The organism is Enterobacter sp. IF2SW-B1 (assembly GCF_001743375.1).
Taxonomy (GTDB): domain Bacteria; phylum Pseudomonadota; class Gammaproteobacteria; order Enterobacterales; family Enterobacteriaceae; genus Enterobacter; species Enterobacter bugandensis.
Map to the genome: position 1 here is coordinate 670,706 of NZ_MJAA01000002.1, position 16,922 is coordinate 687,627.

The 16,922-nt window shown below is 53.9% G+C and carries 18 protein-coding genes and 1 other annotated feature; of the genes, 10 read left to right on the forward strand and 8 right to left on the reverse strand.

From position 1 onward, the window contains the following. Positions 1-28: 28 nt before the first annotated feature. The 4 genes from trmD (at position 29) to A6013_RS07605 (ending at position 3,134) form a co-directional block, all read left to right on the forward strand. Positions 29-796, forward strand: a complete 768-nt coding sequence (gene trmD / locus A6013_RS07590) for a tRNA (guanosine(37)-N1)-methyltransferase TrmD (protein WP_003863138.1) — start codon at positions 29-31, stop codon at positions 794-796. A 43-nt stretch (positions 797-839) separates the two neighbouring features. Further along, on the forward strand, positions 840-1,187 hold the full coding sequence (gene rplS / locus A6013_RS07595; RefSeq protein ID WP_002914145.1) for a 50S ribosomal protein L19: 348 nt from the start codon (positions 840-842) through the stop codon (positions 1,185-1,187). Between the two features lie 132 nt (positions 1,188-1,319). After that, a complete protein-coding gene (locus A6013_RS07600; RefSeq protein ID WP_045260864.1) occupies positions 1,320-1,724 on the forward strand; it encodes a DUF2946 domain-containing protein in 405 nt (134 codons plus the stop codon). 39 nt (positions 1,725-1,763) lie between these two features. Then, positions 1,764-3,134, forward strand: coding sequence for a PepSY domain-containing protein (locus tag A6013_RS07605; protein WP_069732807.1), 1,371 nt, complete (start codon positions 1,764-1,766; stop codon positions 3,132-3,134). Between the two features lie 2 nt (positions 3,135-3,136). Here A6013_RS07605 and A6013_RS07610 read toward each other — a convergent pair whose 3' ends face one another. The 4 genes from A6013_RS07610 to A6013_RS07625 form a co-directional block, all read right to left on the reverse strand. Beyond that, positions 3,137-3,622, reverse strand: coding sequence for an OmpA family protein (locus tag A6013_RS07610; protein WP_028014123.1), 486 nt, complete (start codon positions 3,620-3,622; stop codon positions 3,137-3,139). Between the two features lie 12 nt (positions 3,623-3,634). Then, positions 3,635-4,855 (reverse strand): diguanylate cyclase DgcN, encoded by a 1,221-nt coding sequence (gene dgcN / locus A6013_RS07615; RefSeq protein WP_045260861.1) that lies wholly within the window; start codon positions 4,853-4,855, stop codon positions 3,635-3,637. After that, positions 4,848-5,309 (reverse strand): YfiR family protein, encoded by a 462-nt coding sequence (locus tag A6013_RS07620; RefSeq protein ID WP_370528543.1) that lies wholly within the window; start codon positions 5,307-5,309, stop codon positions 4,848-4,850. The genes dgcN and A6013_RS07620 overlap by 8 nt, the downstream gene beginning before the upstream one ends. A gap of 228 nt (positions 5,310-5,537) precedes the next feature. Continuing rightward, positions 5,538-5,912 (reverse strand): DUF2799 domain-containing protein, encoded by a 375-nt coding sequence (locus A6013_RS07625; RefSeq protein ID WP_069732808.1) that lies wholly within the window; start codon positions 5,910-5,912, stop codon positions 5,538-5,540. A gap of 213 nt (positions 5,913-6,125) precedes the next feature. Here A6013_RS07625 and aroF point away from each other — a divergent pair, with 213 nt between their 5' ends. The 3 genes from aroF to A6013_RS07640 are packed head-to-tail and all read left to right on the forward strand — an operon-like array spanning position 6,126 to position 9,261. Continuing rightward, positions 6,126-7,196, forward strand: a complete 1,071-nt coding sequence (gene aroF, locus A6013_RS07630) for a 3-deoxy-7-phosphoheptulonate synthase AroF (RefSeq protein ID WP_041908638.1) — start codon at positions 6,126-6,128, stop codon at positions 7,194-7,196. A 10-nt stretch (positions 7,197-7,206) separates the two neighbouring features. Next, positions 7,207-8,328 (forward strand): bifunctional chorismate mutase/prephenate dehydrogenase, encoded by a 1,122-nt coding sequence (tyrA, locus tag A6013_RS07635; RefSeq protein WP_028014119.1) that lies wholly within the window; start codon positions 7,207-7,209, stop codon positions 8,326-8,328. Between the two features lie 60 nt (positions 8,329-8,388). Then, the gene (locus A6013_RS07640; RefSeq protein WP_069732809.1) at positions 8,389-9,261 is read left to right on the forward strand and encodes an SMP-30/gluconolactonase/LRE family protein; all 873 of its coding nucleotides are present in this window, start codon (positions 8,389-8,391) and stop codon (positions 9,259-9,261) included. Here the strand turns inward: A6013_RS07640 and pheA are convergent. The 4 genes from pheA to bamD form a co-directional block, all read right to left on the reverse strand. Beyond that, positions 9,258-10,418, reverse strand: a complete 1,161-nt coding sequence (gene pheA, locus A6013_RS07645; RefSeq protein WP_028014117.1) for a bifunctional chorismate mutase/prephenate dehydratase — start codon at positions 10,416-10,418, stop codon at positions 9,258-9,260. The genes A6013_RS07640 and pheA overlap by 4 nt on opposite strands. A gap of 30 nt (positions 10,419-10,448) precedes the next feature. Next, positions 10,449-10,574 (reverse strand) — a sequence feature (Phe leader region). Continuing rightward, the gene (gene pheL / locus A6013_RS26755; protein WP_100249759.1) at positions 10,526-10,573 is read right to left on the reverse strand and encodes a pheA operon leader peptide PheL; all 48 of its coding nucleotides are present in this window, start codon (positions 10,571-10,573) and stop codon (positions 10,526-10,528) included. It overlaps the preceding feature by 48 nt. A gap of 103 nt (positions 10,575-10,677) precedes the next feature. Beyond that, complete coding sequence (gene raiA / locus A6013_RS07650; protein WP_003863162.1) at positions 10,678-11,019, reverse strand: ribosome-associated translation inhibitor RaiA; 342 nt, start codon at positions 11,017-11,019, stop codon at positions 10,678-10,680. Between the two features lie 268 nt (positions 11,020-11,287). Continuing rightward, positions 11,288-12,025, reverse strand: a complete 738-nt coding sequence (gene bamD / locus A6013_RS07655) for an outer membrane protein assembly factor BamD (protein WP_023308867.1) — start codon at positions 12,023-12,025, stop codon at positions 11,288-11,290. Positions 12,026-12,156: 131 nt separating this feature from the next. On the opposite strand from bamD, the gene rluD reads away from it, so the two are divergent. The 3 genes from rluD (at position 12,157) to clpB (ending at position 16,568) form a co-directional block, all read left to right on the forward strand. Next, the gene (gene rluD / locus A6013_RS07660) at positions 12,157-13,137 is read left to right on the forward strand and encodes a 23S rRNA pseudouridine(1911/1915/1917) synthase RluD (RefSeq protein WP_028014116.1); all 981 of its coding nucleotides are present in this window, start codon (positions 12,157-12,159) and stop codon (positions 13,135-13,137) included. After that, on the forward strand, positions 13,134-13,865 hold the full coding sequence (gene yfiH, locus A6013_RS07665) for a purine nucleoside phosphorylase YfiH (protein WP_041908642.1): 732 nt from the start codon (positions 13,134-13,136) through the stop codon (positions 13,863-13,865). Before rluD ends, yfiH begins: the two co-directional genes overlap by 4 nt. 129 nt (positions 13,866-13,994) lie before the next feature. Next, positions 13,995-16,568, forward strand: coding sequence for an ATP-dependent chaperone ClpB (gene clpB / locus A6013_RS07670; protein WP_041908644.1), 2,574 nt, complete (start codon positions 13,995-13,997; stop codon positions 16,566-16,568). Positions 16,569-16,922: the final 354 nt, after the last annotated feature.

Genomic DNA, 16,922 nt, shown 5'->3' on the forward strand with positions numbered 1-16,922 from the left:
CTCCGGATAAACGGTAAAAGACGGCGCTATGTGGATTGGCATAATTAGCCTGTTTCCTGAAATGTTCCGCGCGATTACCGATTACGGGGTAACTGGCCGGGCAGTAAAGAATGGCCTGCTGAGCATCCAGAGCTGGAGTCCGCGTGACTTTACTCATGACCGGCACCGTACCGTGGACGATCGTCCTTACGGCGGCGGACCGGGGATGTTAATGATGGTGCAACCCTTACGGGACGCCATTCACACAGCAAAAGCCGCGGCAGGTGAAGGCGCAAAGGTGATTTATCTGTCACCTCAGGGACGCAAGCTTGATCAAGCGGGCGTGAGCGAACTGGCGACGAATCAAAAGCTGATTCTGGTCTGTGGGCGCTACGAAGGGATAGATGAGCGCGTAATTCAAACCGAGATTGACGAAGAATGGTCTATCGGCGATTACGTTCTCAGCGGTGGTGAGTTACCGGCAATGACGCTGATTGACTCCGTCGCCCGGTTTATTCCGGGGGTTCTGGGCCATGAAGCTTCGGCAACGGAAGATTCCTTTGCTGATGGGTTGCTGGACTGTCCACACTATACTCGTCCTGAAGTGTTAGAAGGGATGGAAGTACCGGCAGTGTTACTGTCAGGAAACCATGCCGAGATACGTCGCTGGCGTTTGAAGCAGTCGCTGGGCCGAACCTGGCTTAGAAGACCTGAACTTCTGGAAAACCTGGCTCTGACTGAAGAGCAAGCAAAGTTGCTGGCCGAGTTCAAAACTGAACACGCGCACCAGCAGCATGAACATGATGGGAAGGCGTAATACGCTCCCGAATATCAGTTTACCCAGGATAAGAGATTAAATTATGAGCAACATTATTAAGCAACTTGAACAAGAGCAGATGAAGCAGGACGTACCTTCCTTCCGTCCAGGTGACACCGTGGAAGTGAAAGTATGGGTTGTTGAAGGTTCCAAAAAACGTCTGCAGGCATTCGAGGGCGTGGTTATCGCTATTCGTAACCGCGGTCTGCACTCTGCATTCACTGTTCGTAAAATTTCCAACGGCGAAGGCGTTGAGCGTGTCTTCCAGACTCACTCTCCGGTAGTTGACAGCATTGCTGTTAAACGTCGTGGTGCTGTACGTAAAGCTAAACTGTACTACCTGCGTGAGCGTACTGGTAAGTCTGCTCGTATTAAAGAGCGTCTGAACTAAGATTCGCTTAAGCGACATCCTGTTAGAAAGGGCTGGCCGAAAGGCTGGCCCTTTTTTTATCCCATCGCACCTCTCGCATTAACCCTTTCGTCATAAATCATTTACAATGCTTGCCTCTTGAATGGAGGGGACGTGGATAACGTACTGCATCAGCCTAACCGGAAACGCGCAGCGGCATTGACCGCGCTGTTTGCGATCCTGCTGATCGTGGTGGCACCCCTTATCTCCGTCTCGTTGCAGAAAGACCCCATGAGCGCCATGCCGGGCATGCATCATGACATGAGCATGATGTCGATGGACGAGCATCACGGCGATATGCCGCACACGATGCCGGTTGACCATGCGGAAGCCTGTGGCTACTGCGTGCTGTTAGCCCACGTGCCGGGCGTGATGCTCGCGCTGATTGTGCTGCTCAGTATCGTGCTGCAGAGGCTTCGCGTTAAGCCGCCGCGTCAGGCGGTCAGCCACTGGCACTTTTTCCCCTGGCTTTACCCTGATACCCGCGCGCCGCCGCGGCAGTCTGCTTTTTCCCTTTAAAAACTCAATCGATAACTTTTTGCCTTAAAAAGGAAAAGTATGACTACCTGCACTCCGCGCGCGGCATGGGGAAACCTGCTGCGTCGCCTCCATTTCTACGTCGGGCTATTTGTCGGCCCGTTTATCTTCTTCGCCGCGCTGACCGGTACGCTGTACGTGGCGACCCCGCAGCTCGAGAATGCGCTCTACCGGGACGCGCTCCACACGAATTCCGTGGGCGAACCGAAGTCGCTGGCGGAACAAATCGCCACGGCGGAAAAGGCCGTTGGCTCAGATTTGCGTTTGCACGCCGTTCGCCCGGGGCTGGTTGAAGGTGAAACCACCCGCGTGATGTTTGCTGACCCGACGCTGGGGTCCTCGGAAAACCGGGCGATCTTTATCGATCCGGTAAGCCTGGCGGTGCGGGGGGATATGACGGTGTACGGCACCAGCGGGATTTTACCGCTGCGTCAGACCATTGATTATCTGCATACCTCTCTGATGCTGGGCGATATCGGGCGGCTCTATAGCGAACTGGCCGCTTCCTGGATGTGGGTGGCCGCACTGGGAGGGATTGCCCTGTGGTTTTATACCCGACCAAAACGCCGGATTAACAATCGCTTCCAGAACCGCCGTCGGGTGCATGTGACGCTCGGCTGGATATTACTGGGGGGCATGCTGCTCTTCTCTGCAACCGGCCTGACCTGGTCCCAGTGGGCGGGGGGGAATGTTGATAAGCTGCGCGCTGAGTTGAACTGGCTAACCCCGCAGGTGAATACGACGCTATCCGGCGTGCCGGAGAGCGTGGATGAGCACGCCGAACACCGTGGCCATCACGGCGGAATGGTGATGCCGGAAATGGCGATGGATCTGACTCGGTTTGACGGTGTGTTAAGCGCGGCGCGTAAAGCGGGGATTGATGCCAACAGGCTGGAGATCCGCCCGGCGAAAACAATGGATCGCGCATGGACAGTGACGGAAATCGACCGCAGCTGGCCGACTCAGGTGGACGCCGTTGCGGTTGATCCCGGTACGATGCAGATCCTCGACAGAACCCGATTCGAGGACTTCCCGCTCATGGCAAAACTGACCCGCTGGGGCGTGGATTTCCATATGGGGATCTTATTCGGGCTGGTGAATCAGCTGCTGCTCGTTGCTTTCGGCCTTGCCCTGTGCGTGCTTATCATCTGGGGATACCGGATGTGGTGGATGCGTCGTCCGGCACAGTCGGCAATGAGTCCGGTGCAGACGCTTACTCAGAGCTGGCTGGCGCTGTCAGGGTGGGGAAGAGGTGTTACTGTGGTCATCAGCGCACTGCTGGGGCTGGCTTTGCCGGTGATGGGCGTGAGTCTGGCGCTGTTTGTTCTGATTGACTGGCTGCGCTGGCGAGCGGCAACAGGCGTGTCGCTCACCGAATCATCCGCTAAATAATCCTATGGCGCGCTGATCACCACTGACACCCGGCGGTTTTCAGCGCGCCCTTGTGCAGTGCTGTTGCTCGCAATCGGATATTTTTGGCCTAATCCCCGGGTGGTGAGATTGCTGCGCGGGATATTCGCGCCTTTCGCCCAGGCGTCGGCCACGGCATTGGCGCGTTTTAACGACAGGGCTTCGTTGTAGCTTGCTTCACCGTAATTATCCGTATGACCGTCCATTCGCGCGTGATTCAGGCCAGTTTTCGCCAGACGAGAGGCCATGGACTGGATCTGTGTTTCACTTTCCGGACGCAGTCTGGCGTCATTCTTATCAAAGAGGATGGTGTCCGACATACCAAGCGACCAGTCGCCGTTCAGTTCGTTAAAACCGTATGACTTCATCGCCGCGATTTGCTCAGGAGTAAATTTGCCCTGGGGCGGCGACTGACAGCCTGCCAGAACCAGTGAGGCCATAACTAACGGCGCGAAGTAACGTTTTAACATAGTGTATCCTTTCTAACTTATTGTTTTCGTACGCTGGTTTTTAACCTGGTACATGTTGCGGTCAGCCCTCTCCAGTAATGCTTCCACGGAAGCATTTTCCCACGCCAGAGCAAAGCCAATGCTGAGTGACATCGATGCTTTTTGTCCGTTATGCAGATCAAACGGACGGATAAACTGCTGCGCTAGCGCAGCACAAATGTGTTGAACCTCTGGTTCAGAATGCACCCCGTACAGCACCATGGCAAATTCGTCACCGCCAAGGCGGTAGGACTGGTGGCGTTTATCGCCAAATTCCACCATCCTGCTGGCGACTTCAATCAGCACGCAGTCTCCTGCCGCGTGTCCCCAGGTGTCGTTAATAAACTTAAAATTATCACCGTCGAGGAAGAGCAGGGCCGAGTTTGTTTTTGCCGAGGGGTCATTCATTAATGCCGCAATACTGTTACGAAACGCAGCGCGGTTAGCAAGACCGGTGAGCGGGTCGTGCATGGCGGTACGAAGCAGCTGAGCGTTTTTCGCCTGTAGCTTAAGCTGCCACTCCTCCATCTCGTCCAGCAGGCTGTTGAAGTCTTCTCCAAACTGATGGAATTCTTCAATGCGCCCATCTTTCACCCGACGGGAAAAGTTGCGATTGGTGCGGACGTCATGCACAACGTCGGTGATATTTTGCAGCGCCGTGACCATGCCGCGGTGCAGAGACTGGGTAATGGTGAGCGCGACGACGGTTGCAAAAAGAATACAGCCGGTGAGGACGGCAAACGACATCCAGATGAAATGGCTGATAAGGCTGTCACGCGCGGTAAGACGTATTTCACCTATCTTCGCGCCGTTGTGCAGGATGGGCTGCGCAACCGGAACGGGGAAAAGCCAGCGGCTGACCAGCGCCCCCAGCGTGTCGTTATTATCCTTCGGGTTCCAGGACCAGTAGGCAAAGCGCTTTTTATGCCCGTTGATGACTTCTGCTACGGCAAACTGCCCCTGCTTACCCAGCGCAGCGAGCGTTTCGTTGGCCGCCAGTGAATCGTTGAAAACCAGAGAGGCTTCAAGGCTGTGGCTCATTGTGGCGCCGGTTAATTCGAGATTTTTTTGCGCGTATTGTTTTAATGTTACGACCGAGGCAAAACAGAGCAACAGCCATATTAACGTCATTGTGATGATGACGCTTATCATGCTGTTTCGCCTCAGCGTTCTTTTAAAGGTCGGACGCTGCGTCGAGATGAAATCTTTATCCATGCTGCTTATTCCGTGCAAGCATCAATACATCCGGGTTAACCCTGACGCCACTGCGTGTCAACGCATCCAGATTGACGGAAAATCGCACCTGGCCACGATCGATTATCAGGCAAAAGGCGCTGCCAATAACACATTCCGGATTTTGCTCTGAGATTAATAGCAATGCTCTGCCCTGATATTGACTTATTAATTCAAGTTGTTTCGCAGGTGGTTCAGTCCCGAAATAAACAGCATCGCATGTCGCGGCCAGGGCTTCCCGATCGTTACGTACAATAACGGGGGTATAAGGTAACTCGTTATGCCCCTGGTTTTCGCTGAGCGCGTGCGTATAGTGAGAAGTGGCATAGATGCAGAGTTTAGGCTGACCGGAAAGCGACGGCCATCGCGTATAGCTCACTATGCCTGAGACAATAGAACGTACCGATTTATCTGTCTCCGAGAGCGCGCCTGCCATCGCCGGGCCCACCATAAGGAACAGCATTAGCACCAGAGTGAGTCGGAACAAAGAGTTCAAGTATAAATTTCTCACCAGAATCCGCCGTACCGCTCCGGAAATAGATGTCCTTAAGAGTTGCGGGCAGAATACCATTGTTTATCAGAATCGTCATTATGTCAGAAATAGCTCATGGCTGACCTAAGCTAAATCCTACAGTTGTTTATTTTCCAAAGAATAAAAGCAGGCTTAATTAAGCCTGCTGGAACGCATACTTTCATCCATTCCTTTTTGCCATGACGCATGCAGTTTCGCTGCATTTTCAACAGTATCACAACTGGCTGGATAAGATTTGCCCGCTAATCCCCATGCATGAATAAAGCCTTCTTCACACACTTTTTTCTGACCATCAGCATAGCCGCGAAGATATTCATTACGATCGACGTGGGGGTCGTTAAAACTATCGGCCAGGGTCTGGTTATCTTTAACCGGCAGGCCATTTATGGCGTCTTCTTTACCCGCGCTGAACCAGTCCGGGCTCGTCCAGTTGGGCTGGAAAGTGTAAGGATTAATCTTACAGCCCGATAAAAACAGCGACAGCAGGACGAAAGCAATCGATCGCATAACCCTTCTCCTTTTTCTTCAGCATAGCCTGGAGGGAGAAATTTAGACTGTAATTTAAACTTTACGATTTTAGCGGCTTATTTTTGCCTTAATTGTGCCAATGTAAACTAATGTGTACGTATTTTGGATTGAAATGTTTACTTTTTATGGTATCGTGGTTTCACCTCACTGAGGAAAACAACTATCGCAAACGAGCTTTACAGGATCGCTATCATGCAAAAAGACGCGCTGAACAACGTACATATCACTGACGAACAGGTTTTGATTACCCCGGATCAACTGAAAGCGGAGTTTCCGCTGAGCGCCGCGCAGGAGGCTCAGATCGAGCACTCTCGCCAGACCATTTCTGACATTATCGCTGGCCGCGATCCGCGCCTGCTGGTGGTTTGTGGTCCTTGCTCTATTCACGATCCTGAAACCGCCATTGAGTATGCGCGTCGATTTAAAGCATTAGCGGAGGAGGTCAGCGATAGCCTCTATCTGGTGATGCGCGTCTATTTTGAAAAGCCACGCACGACGGTTGGCTGGAAAGGATTGATCAACGATCCGCACATGGATGGCTCGTTTGATGTGGAAGCAGGCCTGAAGATTGCGCGTCGCCTGCTGGTGGAACTGGTCAGCATGGGGCTGCCGCTGGCAACCGAAGCGCTGGATCCAAACAGCCCGCAATACCTGGGCGATCTGTTTAGCTGGTCCGCAATTGGTGCGCGTACGACTGAATCGCAAACCCACCGTGAGATGGCGTCTGGCCTGTCGATGCCGGTTGGCTTTAAAAACGGTACCGATGGCAGCCTGGCGACGGCGATCAACGCCATGCGCGCCGCCGCCATGCCGCACCGCTTTGTTGGGATCAACCAGGCGGGCCAGGTGTGCCTGCTGCAAACGCAGGGCAACCCGGACGGTCATGTGATCCTGCGCGGCGGTAAAGCGCCAAACTACAGCCCGGCGGACGTGGCGCAGTGTGAAAAAGAGATGGAACAGGCGGGACTGCGTCCGGCACTGATGGTAGATTGCAGTCATGGTAATTCGAATAAAGATTACCGTCGCCAGCCAGCGGTTGCGGAATCCGTGGTCGCACAGATCAAAGACGGAAACCGTTCGATTATCGGCCTGATGATTGAGAGCAACATTCATGAAGGTAATCAGTCATCAGAACAGCCGCGCAGCGCGATGAAGCACGGCGTCTCCGTGACGGATGCCTGCATCAGCTGGGAAACCACCGATGCGCTGCTGCGTGAGATCCATAAAGATTTAAGCGGCCAGCTGGCGACGCGTCTGGCTTAAGAGGGTAGTTATGGTTGCTGAATTGACCGCACTGCGCGATCAAATTGATGAAGTGGATAAGGCGCTGCTGGACCTGCTGGCGCGCCGCATGGCGCTTGTTGCCGAAGTCGGTGAGGTGAAAAGCAAATACGGCCTGCCGATTTACGTCCCGGAGCGCGAAGCCTCAATGCTGGCCTCCCGTCGTAAAGAGGCGCAGGCGCTGGGCGTTTCGCCGGATTTGATTGAAGATGTACTGCGTCGCGTGATGCGGGAATCCTATTCCAGCGAAAACGACAAGGGCTTTAAAACCCTCTGTCCGTCCCTGCGTCCGGTGGTGATTGTTGGCGGAGCAGGGCAGATGGGGCGTCTGTTCGAGAAAATGCTGACGCTTTCTGGCTATCAGGTGCGCATTCTGGAAAAAGAGGACTGGGCACAAGCACCAGAACTGATGAAAGATGCCGGAATGGTTATCGTCAGCGTGCCGATCCACGTGACGGAGCAGATCATCGGGAAGCTTCCTCCTTTACCAAAAGACTGCATTCTGGTGGATCTGGCTTCCGTTAAAAACGGTCCTCTGCAGGCGATGCTGGCTGCGCATACGGGCCCGGTGCTCGGGCTGCACCCGATGTTTGGCCCGGACAGTGGCAGCCTGGCGAAGCAGGTGGTGGTTTACTGCGACGGCCGTCAGCCTGAAGCCTATCAATGGTTCCTGGAACAGATTCAGGTCTGGGGCGCGAGGCTGCACCGCATCAGCGCGGTTGAGCACGATCAGAACATGGCGTTCATTCAGGCGCTGCGCCACTTTGCGACCTTTGCCTACGGCCTGCATCTGGCGGAAGAGAACGTGCAGCTTGAACAGCTGCTGGCGCTCTCTTCACCGATCTATCGTCTTGAGCTGGCGATGGTCGGGCGTCTGTTTGCGCAGGATCCCCAGCTTTACGCCGACATCATCATGTCGTCTGAAAATAACCTGGCGCTGATCAAGCGCTACTATCAGCGCTTTGGCGAAGCCATTACGCTGCTGGAGCACGGAGACAAGCAGGCGTTTATCGACAGCTTCCGCAAAGTGGAGCACTGGTTCGGCGATTACGCCACGCGTTTCCAGAGTGAAAGCCGCACGCTGTTGCGCCAGGCAAATGACAGTCGCCAGTAATCCAATGATGTATATACTGAAAGCCAGCAATGCTGGCTTTTTTCATTTTGGGGAACTGTCATGGCTGAACCGCAGCTGCTGTTGAACTACACCGGGCATCTGCCCGAATGCCCGACGTGGAGCGCAGAAGAAAATGCGCTTTACTGGGCTGATATTCTGGAAGGGGAGATCCACCGCTATCACCTGCCGACGGCGGAACATACCGTGCTTTCCTTCCATGAAGAGGTGGGCTGCTTTGCCCTGCGTGAGCGAGGCGGTTTTATCGTCGCTATGCGCAACGGCATCTGGCTTGCCGATAAGCATGGGCTCCTGCAGCGCAAGGTGTGCGATAACCCCTCAAACCCGCAGCTCGCACGTTTTAATGATGGGGGTACCGACCATAAGGGCCGGTTCTATGCGGGCACGTTCTGGGGGCCGGGAGATTACAACGGTGCCCTGCTGATGCGCATCGACAACGACCTGACGCCGAAAGTGATCCAGTGCGATATTCACGGGCACAATGGCTTAGCGTTTACCCCGGATAAACAGTGGATGTTTACCTCAGACACGCCAAACGGCGTAATTTACCGCACGCCGCTTAACGAGCAGGGCGAACCCGGCAGGCGTGAGGTATTTCGTCAGTTTAACGCGGGAGAAGGGATACCGGACGGTGCGGCGATGGATGTGGAAGGCTGCTACTGGAGCGCGCTGTTTGACGGCTGGCGTATCGCGCGTTTTTCTCCACAAGGGGAGCAACTGGAAGAATACCGCATGCCGGTGCGTTGCCCGACGATGGTCTGCTTTGGCGGCGATGATATGAAAACGCTTTTCATTACCACCACGCGGGAAAATATGGATGCGGAGGAGGTGGCGAAGTATCCGCTTTCCGGAGCCGTCTTCACCCTGCCGGTTAATGTGGCAGGGATGAAGAAAAGCCGTTTTATCGAATGCTAGCTTGGATCGACCGGGACGACGTTTTCGCTCGGATAGCAGCCCAGCACTTTCATTGAACGGGTAATTTCACCCAGTTCGCGCAGGGCTTTCTGCATGGATGCAGATTCCAGGTTGGCCTGGATATCGAGGTAAAACATCTCTTCCCATGGATTACCGTGGATTGGGCGTGATTCCAGCCTGGTCATGATCAAATTGTGGTTGCGCAGCACCAGCAGGGCTTCTACCAGCGCGCCCGCCTGCTGGCCGGTCGCCATCAGCAGCGTGGTTTTCGCCGGCACCTGGTCTGACACGTTGATTGCCTTGCGGGCCAGCACCACGAAGCGGGTGATGTTTTGCGTCTGGTTAGCAAGATTGCGTTCCAGAACCTGTAAGCCATACAGTGCGCCGCCCGCTTCGCTGCCGAGCGCAGCAACGGTTGGGGAGTTGGCCTGCGCTACTTTTTCCATTGCCGCCGAGGTGCTTTCGGTGTACTCAATTTTCCAGTTCGGATAGCGGTTCAGGAACTGGCTACACTGCTGGAAAGGCTGCGGATGGCTGTAGACCGTTTCGATCGTGTTCAGGTCCGTTGAACCGGAGACCAGCACGCAGTGATCGATAGGGATCGTCAGCTCGCCGACCAGCGACAGGCTGGTATGCTGCAGCAGATCGTAGACGTCGTTGATGGCACCGGAACTGGTGTTTTCAATCGGCACCACGGCGTAATCCGCCTGGCCGGTCTCAACCTGGTTAAAAATATCGGCGAATTTTGCGCAGCCGCTCTCAATAAACTCTTCAAAATGACGTGCGGCATACTGGCGTGCGGCCAGATGAGAGTAGGAGCCTTTAGGCCCGAGGAAGGCGATGCGCGCCGAGTGCGGGTTGGTTTTATTGAGATGCTGCTGGAGTAGCGCTTGCTGGGTCAGAACGGAATCTTCGATGATGAGCTGGAACAGCCGGGTGATGTAGTGGGCATCGAGGTGATGCGCTTTACCGAGCTGGATGAGACGCTCCAGCAGATCGCGCTCGCGGTCGATATCACGCACCGGGCGATGGGAGTCCAGCTTGGCTTTGCCCACTTCAACGGCGAGGGCGCGACGTTCGGCCAGCAGCGCCAGTAATTTTTCATCCAGCGCGCTGATTTTTACTCGCAGATCCAGTAACGGGTTTTCCGGTGTCATAGTGTTGCCTGTCTCATTTTATCGTTATCAATAAAAAAGGCCCCCCGGTGTGGGAGGCCTTGTTGTTCGTCTTCGCATTCTTTATCACACGACGAAACGCCTCCCGTTCAGGGGAAGGTAAAAAAGAATGCGAAGAAGAACGGCGTAAGTTTCATAAAGTCATCCTGTGATTGATACCGTTAAAGTACCCGTACTGTTTTCACCCTGTCAATAAAAAACGCGCCCGAAGGCGCGTTGGCGGTACACTCAATTTAAAGGATTACTCTTCTTCAACTTCTTCCGCGAAGCTGGCGTCTTTCACCGACGTTGCGGCGCGACGGGCTTCACCTTTGTGTTGCACTTTATTGAGCTGCCGTTCCAGCTTGTTGATCAAATCGTTAATAGCGGTGTACATATCCTCATGTTTTGCGCTGGCGACCAGATGGCCGTTTGGAGTATTGATAGTTGCGTCAGCGATGAAACCCTGGGGCTCCTTGGACAGGATGATATGTGGATTAATCAAATGTGTTTGCCATTTATCCAGTTTGGCGAGACGGTCTGCGACGTGCTGGCGAATTGCCGGAGTAATTTCCATTTGTTTACTGGTAATGTTCATTGTCATAAATTTTACCTCTTGTCTTTCCGTCTTGGTGATTCCAGCATACCCGACCTAATGTCAAAATGTGTGATTTAGATCACGTTATTTTGTCGGTTTTTGTCAGGGAATCTTTTTTGTGAGGCAGGGCAGGAAGAGATGAGATTTACCTTGTGGAAGGTACGAATTACGGTCATAGTTGACGGGATGTGTTGAGGCTAAAGCGCTTCAGCGGATGTCTGAATTGAATAAAAAAACGGCAGCCTTCGGGCTGCCGTTTTGCATTGAAACGCTATCACGTGTTGCTGCTGTTCGCGGCGATTATTTTCGCCACTTTTTCAGCCTGAGCGGTCATCTGCATCTGACGGTAAGCATTTTCCATCAGCTTCAGGCCGTCACGCGTTGCCTGAGTATCCGGGTAATCACGCAGCATACCTTCTACGCGGTTAACCACGGCAACCCATGCGCCACGGCGGGTATAGTATTCCGCAACGGAGTACTCATATTTCGCCAGACGATCTTTCAGGAACACCAGACGTTTGGTTGCGTCGGTCACGTACTGGCTGTTTGGATAGCCGCGCACCAGTTTAGAGAAGTCATTGAAGGCGTCACGCGCATGCTGCGGGTCACGGTCGGAGCGATCTACGCCGAAGAAGCCCTGCAGGGCGCTGTCGTCCAGCGCCATGTTGGTCAGGCCGCGCATGTACATGACGTAGTCGATGTTAGGATGAGTCGGGTTCAGACGCATGAAACGATCGATAGTTGCCTGAGCCAGCGGCAGATCGGCATTTTTGTAGTAGGCGTAGATAAGATCTAACTGTACCTGCTGCGAATACGGACCAAATGGATAGCGATTATCCAACGCTTCCAGTTGCGTTATCGCCTGTTTCCAGTTACCGTCCTGCAACTTTTGTTGTGCAGTCGCATAGATTTCATTCGGCGGATTGTCAGGGACCTGTTCATTCGAACCGGAGCAGCCCACCAAAGCCAGGCTCAACGTGGCCGCTGCCACCAGATATTTCATGCGCGTCATGACGTTTTGACTTTCCTCAAATGTTTGTCCGGGAGAAACTCTGTTCCTGCTCCCGATTAAGACCAGCTACAATAGCACACTATATTAAACGGCAAAGCCGTAAAACCCAACGTTAAACAAAGAAGCAGTTTATGGCACAACGAGTAGAACTCACCGCAACAGTCTCCGAAAATCAGCTCGGTCAACGCTTAGATCAGGCTTTGGCCGAATTGTTCCCTGATTATTCGCGTTCACGCATAAAAGAATGGATCCTTGACCAGCGCGTGCTGGTAAACGGCAAGATCTGGGACAAACCAAAAGAGAAAGTGTTTGGTGGGGAAGCTGTTGCCATCAATGCTGAAATCGAAGAGGAAATCCGCTTCGAGCCGCAGGATATCCCATTGGACATCGTCTATGAAGATGATGACATTCTGGTGATCAACAAGCCGCGCGACCTGGTTGTTCATCCGGGCGCAGGGAATCCAGACGGTACGGTACTTAACGCACTTCTTCATTATTATCCGCCGATTGCGGATGTCCCACGTGCAGGCATCGTTCACCGTCTGGATAAAGACACCACCGGTCTGATGGTGGTGGCGAAGACCGTTCCCGCTCAGACCCGTCTGGTGGAGTCGCTGCAGCTGCGTGAGATTACTCGCGAATATGAAGCGGTGGCGATTGGACACATGACCGCTGGCGGCACGGTAGAAGAGCCGATCAGCCGTCACCCGACGAAACGTACCCATATGTCGGTGCATCCGATGGGTAAACCGGCGGTGACGCACTATCGCATTATGGAGCACTTCCGTATTCATACCCGCCTGCGCCTGCGCCTGGAAACCGGTCGTACTCACCAGATCCGCGTACACATGGCGCACATTACCCATCCGCTGGTGGGGGATCAGGTGTACGGTGGTCGTCCGCGTCCGCCAAAAGGCGCGTCGGATGAGTTCATCAGCGTACTGCGTAAATTCGATCGTCAGGCGCTGCACGCGACCATGCTGCGTCTTTATCACCCGATCAGTGGTATCCAGATGGAATGGCATGCGCCTATCCCGCAGGATATGGTGGAACTCATTGATGCCATGCGTGCCGATTTCGAAGAACATAAGGATCAAGTGGACTGGTTATGACCAAACTGATTGTCCCGGAGTGGCCGCTGCCTGCAGGCGTGGCCGCCTGTAGTTCGACCCGTATTGGCGGTGTGAGCCAGGGCGCGTGGGAGTCTTTAAACCTCGGCGCACACTGCGGCGACAGCCTGGAACACGTTGAAGAGAACCGCACGCGTCTGTTTGCTGCGGGAAATCTGCCGTCAAAGCCGGTTTGGCTGGAGCAGGTTCACGGCAAAGCGGTACTGAAGCTGACGGGAGAACCTTACGCTTCCAAACGCGCCGATGCTTCTTACAGTAATACGCCGGGCACGGTTTGTGCCGTAATGACCGCCGATTGTCTGCCGGTTCTGTTTTGTAACCGTGCCGGTACGGAGGTAGCAGCAGCGCACGCGGGCTGGCGTGGCTTATGCGAGGGCGTGCTGGAAGAGACCGTCGCCTGCTTCAATGATGATCCCGCCAATATCATGGCCTGGCTAGGTCCGGCGATTGGCCCTCGTGCTTTTGAAGTGGGGCCGGAGGTTCGCGAAGCATTCATGGAAAAAGATCCGCAAGCCATTGAGGCCTTCCTGCCTGCCGGGGAAAAATATCTGGCGGATATTTACCAGCTTGCCCGCCAGCGTCTGAATAATATTGGCGTAACGCAGATCTTCGGCGGCGATCGCTGTACGTTCACCGAAAAGGGTGATTTTTTCTCCTATCGCCGCGACAAGACGACGGGTCGTATGGCAAGTTTCATTTGGCTGATATAACCTAAAGAATCAAGACGATCCGGCACGTGCCGTTTTCTTTTCACATAATTCAGGTCATTAACCTTGAATAATTGAGGGATGACCTCATTTAATCTCCAGTAGCAAATTTGACCTGTTATGGGAGGAGTTATGCGTCTGGATCGTCTTACTAATAAATTCCAGCTTGCTCTCGCCGATGCCCAGTCCCTTGCACTGGGGCACGACAACCAATTCATCGAACCTCTTCATTTAATGAGCGCCTTGCTGAATCAGGAAGGGGGATCGGTACGTCCTTTATTAACGTCTGCTGGCATTAATGCTGGCCAGTTACGCACCGCTATCGATCAGGCGCTGAGCCGTTTACCGCAGGTAGAAGGTACCGGCGGCGACGTTCAACCGTCGCAGGATCTGGTGCGCGTGCTGAACCTTTGCGACAAGCTGGCGCAAAAACGTGGGGACAACTTTATTTCGTCGGAGCTGTTTGTTCTGGCAGCGCTTGAATCACGCGGTACCTTGACCGACCTGCTGAAATCTGCCGGTGCGACCACCGCCAATGTGACTCAGGCGATTGAGAAAATGCGCGGAGGTGAAAGCGTGAACGATCAGGGAGCCGAAGACCAACGTCAGGCTTTGAAGAAATTTACGGTCGATCTGACCGAACGTGCCGAGCAGGGCAAACTTGACCCGGTTATCGGCCGTGACGAAGAGATCCGCCGTACGATTCAGGTACTGCAGCGTCGTACCAAAAACAACCCGGTACTGATTGGTGAGCCGGGGGTCGGTAAAACCGCCATCGTTGAAGGGCTTGCGCAGCGTATCGTAAACGGTGAAGTGCCGGAAGGGTTGAAAGGCCGCCGCGTACTGGCGCTGGATATGGGCGCGCTGGTGGCCGGTGCGAAATACCGCGGTGAGTTTGAAGAGCGTTTGAAAGGCGTGCTTAACGACCTGGCGAAACAGGAAGGCAACGTCATTCTGTTTATCGACGAACTGCACACCATGGTGGGGGCTGGTAAGGCCGACGGCGCGATGGATGCCGGGAACATGCTGAAACCTGCGCTGGCGCGTGGTGAACTTCACTGTGTCGGTGCCACTACACTTGATGAGTATCGTCAGTACATTGAGAAAGATGCCGCTCTGGAACGTCGCTTCCAGAAAGTGTTTGTTGCTGAGCCAAGCGTTGAAGATACCATCGCGATCCTGCGTGGTCTGAAAGAGCGTTATGAACTGCACCACCATGTGCAGATTACTGACCCGGCCATCGTTGCGGCGGCGACGCTTTCGCATCGGTATATCGCCGATCGTCAGTTGCCTGATAAAGCAATCGATCTGATCGATGAAGCGGCATCGAGCATTCGTATGCAGATTGACTCGAAGCCGGAAGAACTGGACCGACTCGACCGCCGCATCATTCAGCTCAAGCTGGAACAGCAGGCGCTGAAAAAAGAGTCTGATGAAGCCAGTAAGAAACGCCTGGATATGCTCAATGAAGAGCTGGACGATAAAGAGCGCCAGTATTCTGAGCTGGAAGAAGAGTGGAAAGCCGAGAAAGCCTCCCTCTCTGGCACGCAGACCATTAAAGCGGAACTCGAACAGGCCAAAATTGCCATTGAGCAGGCTCGCCGTGTGGGTGACCTGGCACGTATGTCTGAACTGCAGTACGGCAAAATCCCTGAGCTGGAGAAACAGCTTGAGATCGCCACGCAGTCTGAAGGCAAAACCATGCGTCTGTTACGTAATAAAGTGACGGATGCCGAAATTGCCGAAGTGCTCGCTCGCTGGACCGGTATTCCGGTGGCGCGCATGATGGAAAGCGAACGCGATAAGCTGCTGCGTATGGAGCAGGATCTGCATCAGCGGGTGATTGGTCAGGACGAGGCGGTTGAAGCGGTCTCCAACGCTATTCGCCGTAGCCGTGCTGGGCTTTCCGATCCAAATCGCCCGATCGGTTCGTTCCTGTTCCTGGGGCCGACCGGTGTCGGTAAAACCGAACTGTGTAAAGCGCTGGCAAACTTTATGTTCGACAGCGACGATGCGATGGTGCGTATCGACATGTCCGAGTTCATGGAGAAACACTCCGTCTCGCGTCTGGTCGGTGCGCCTCCGGGATATGTTGGTTATGAAGAGGGCGGCTACCTGACCGAAGCGGTGCGCCGGCGTCCTTATTCCGTCATCCTGCTGGATGAGGTGGAAAAAGCGCATCCGGATGTGTTCAACATCCTGCTTCAGGTGCTGGATGATGGTCGTCTGACAGACGGGCAGGGGAGAACGGTCGATTTCCGTAATACGGTCGTCATCATGACCTCGAACCTGGGTTCCGATTTGATTCAGGAACGTTTCGGTGAACTTGACTACAGCCATATGAAGGATCTGGTGCTCGGTGTGGTGAGCCATAACTTCCGTCCGGAGTTCATTAACCGTATTGACGAAGTGGTGGTATTCCATCCTCTGGGTGAGAAACACATTGCGTCGATTGCGCAGATCCAGCTGCAGCGTCTGTACAAACGTCTGGAAGAGCGTGGATATGAAATTCACATCTCCGATGATGCGCTGAAGCTGCTGAGCGAGAATGGTTACGATCCGGTTTATGGTGCGCGTCCACTGAAACGTGCTATTCAGCAGCAGATCGAAAACCCGCTGGCGCAGCAGATCCTCTCCGGAGAACTGATTCCGGGCAAAGTTATCCGTCTGGAAGCCAACGACGATCGTATTGTGGCAGTGCAGTAAGTCACAAAACGCAAAAACGAGCCGCTTGCGGCTCGTTTTTGTTTAAAAACCAGGCGAAAATTGAGGTCTGGGATGCGTTTTGCCTGGAAAGTGAGCAGTTGGTAAATAATTTTCACTTTATCCTTGCAGCTTCGGAATTACTCCCTATAATGCGCCTCCACTGACACGGAACAACGGCACACACGCCGCCGGGTCAGCAGAGAACAGCGAAAATAAACGCTTGACTCTGAAGCGGGAAAGCGTAATATGCACACCCCGCGCCGCAGCGAAAACGAAGCGGCACTGCTCTTTAACAATTTATCAGACAATCTGTGTGGGCACTCAAAGTGACATGGATTCTTAACGTCCTCGGAC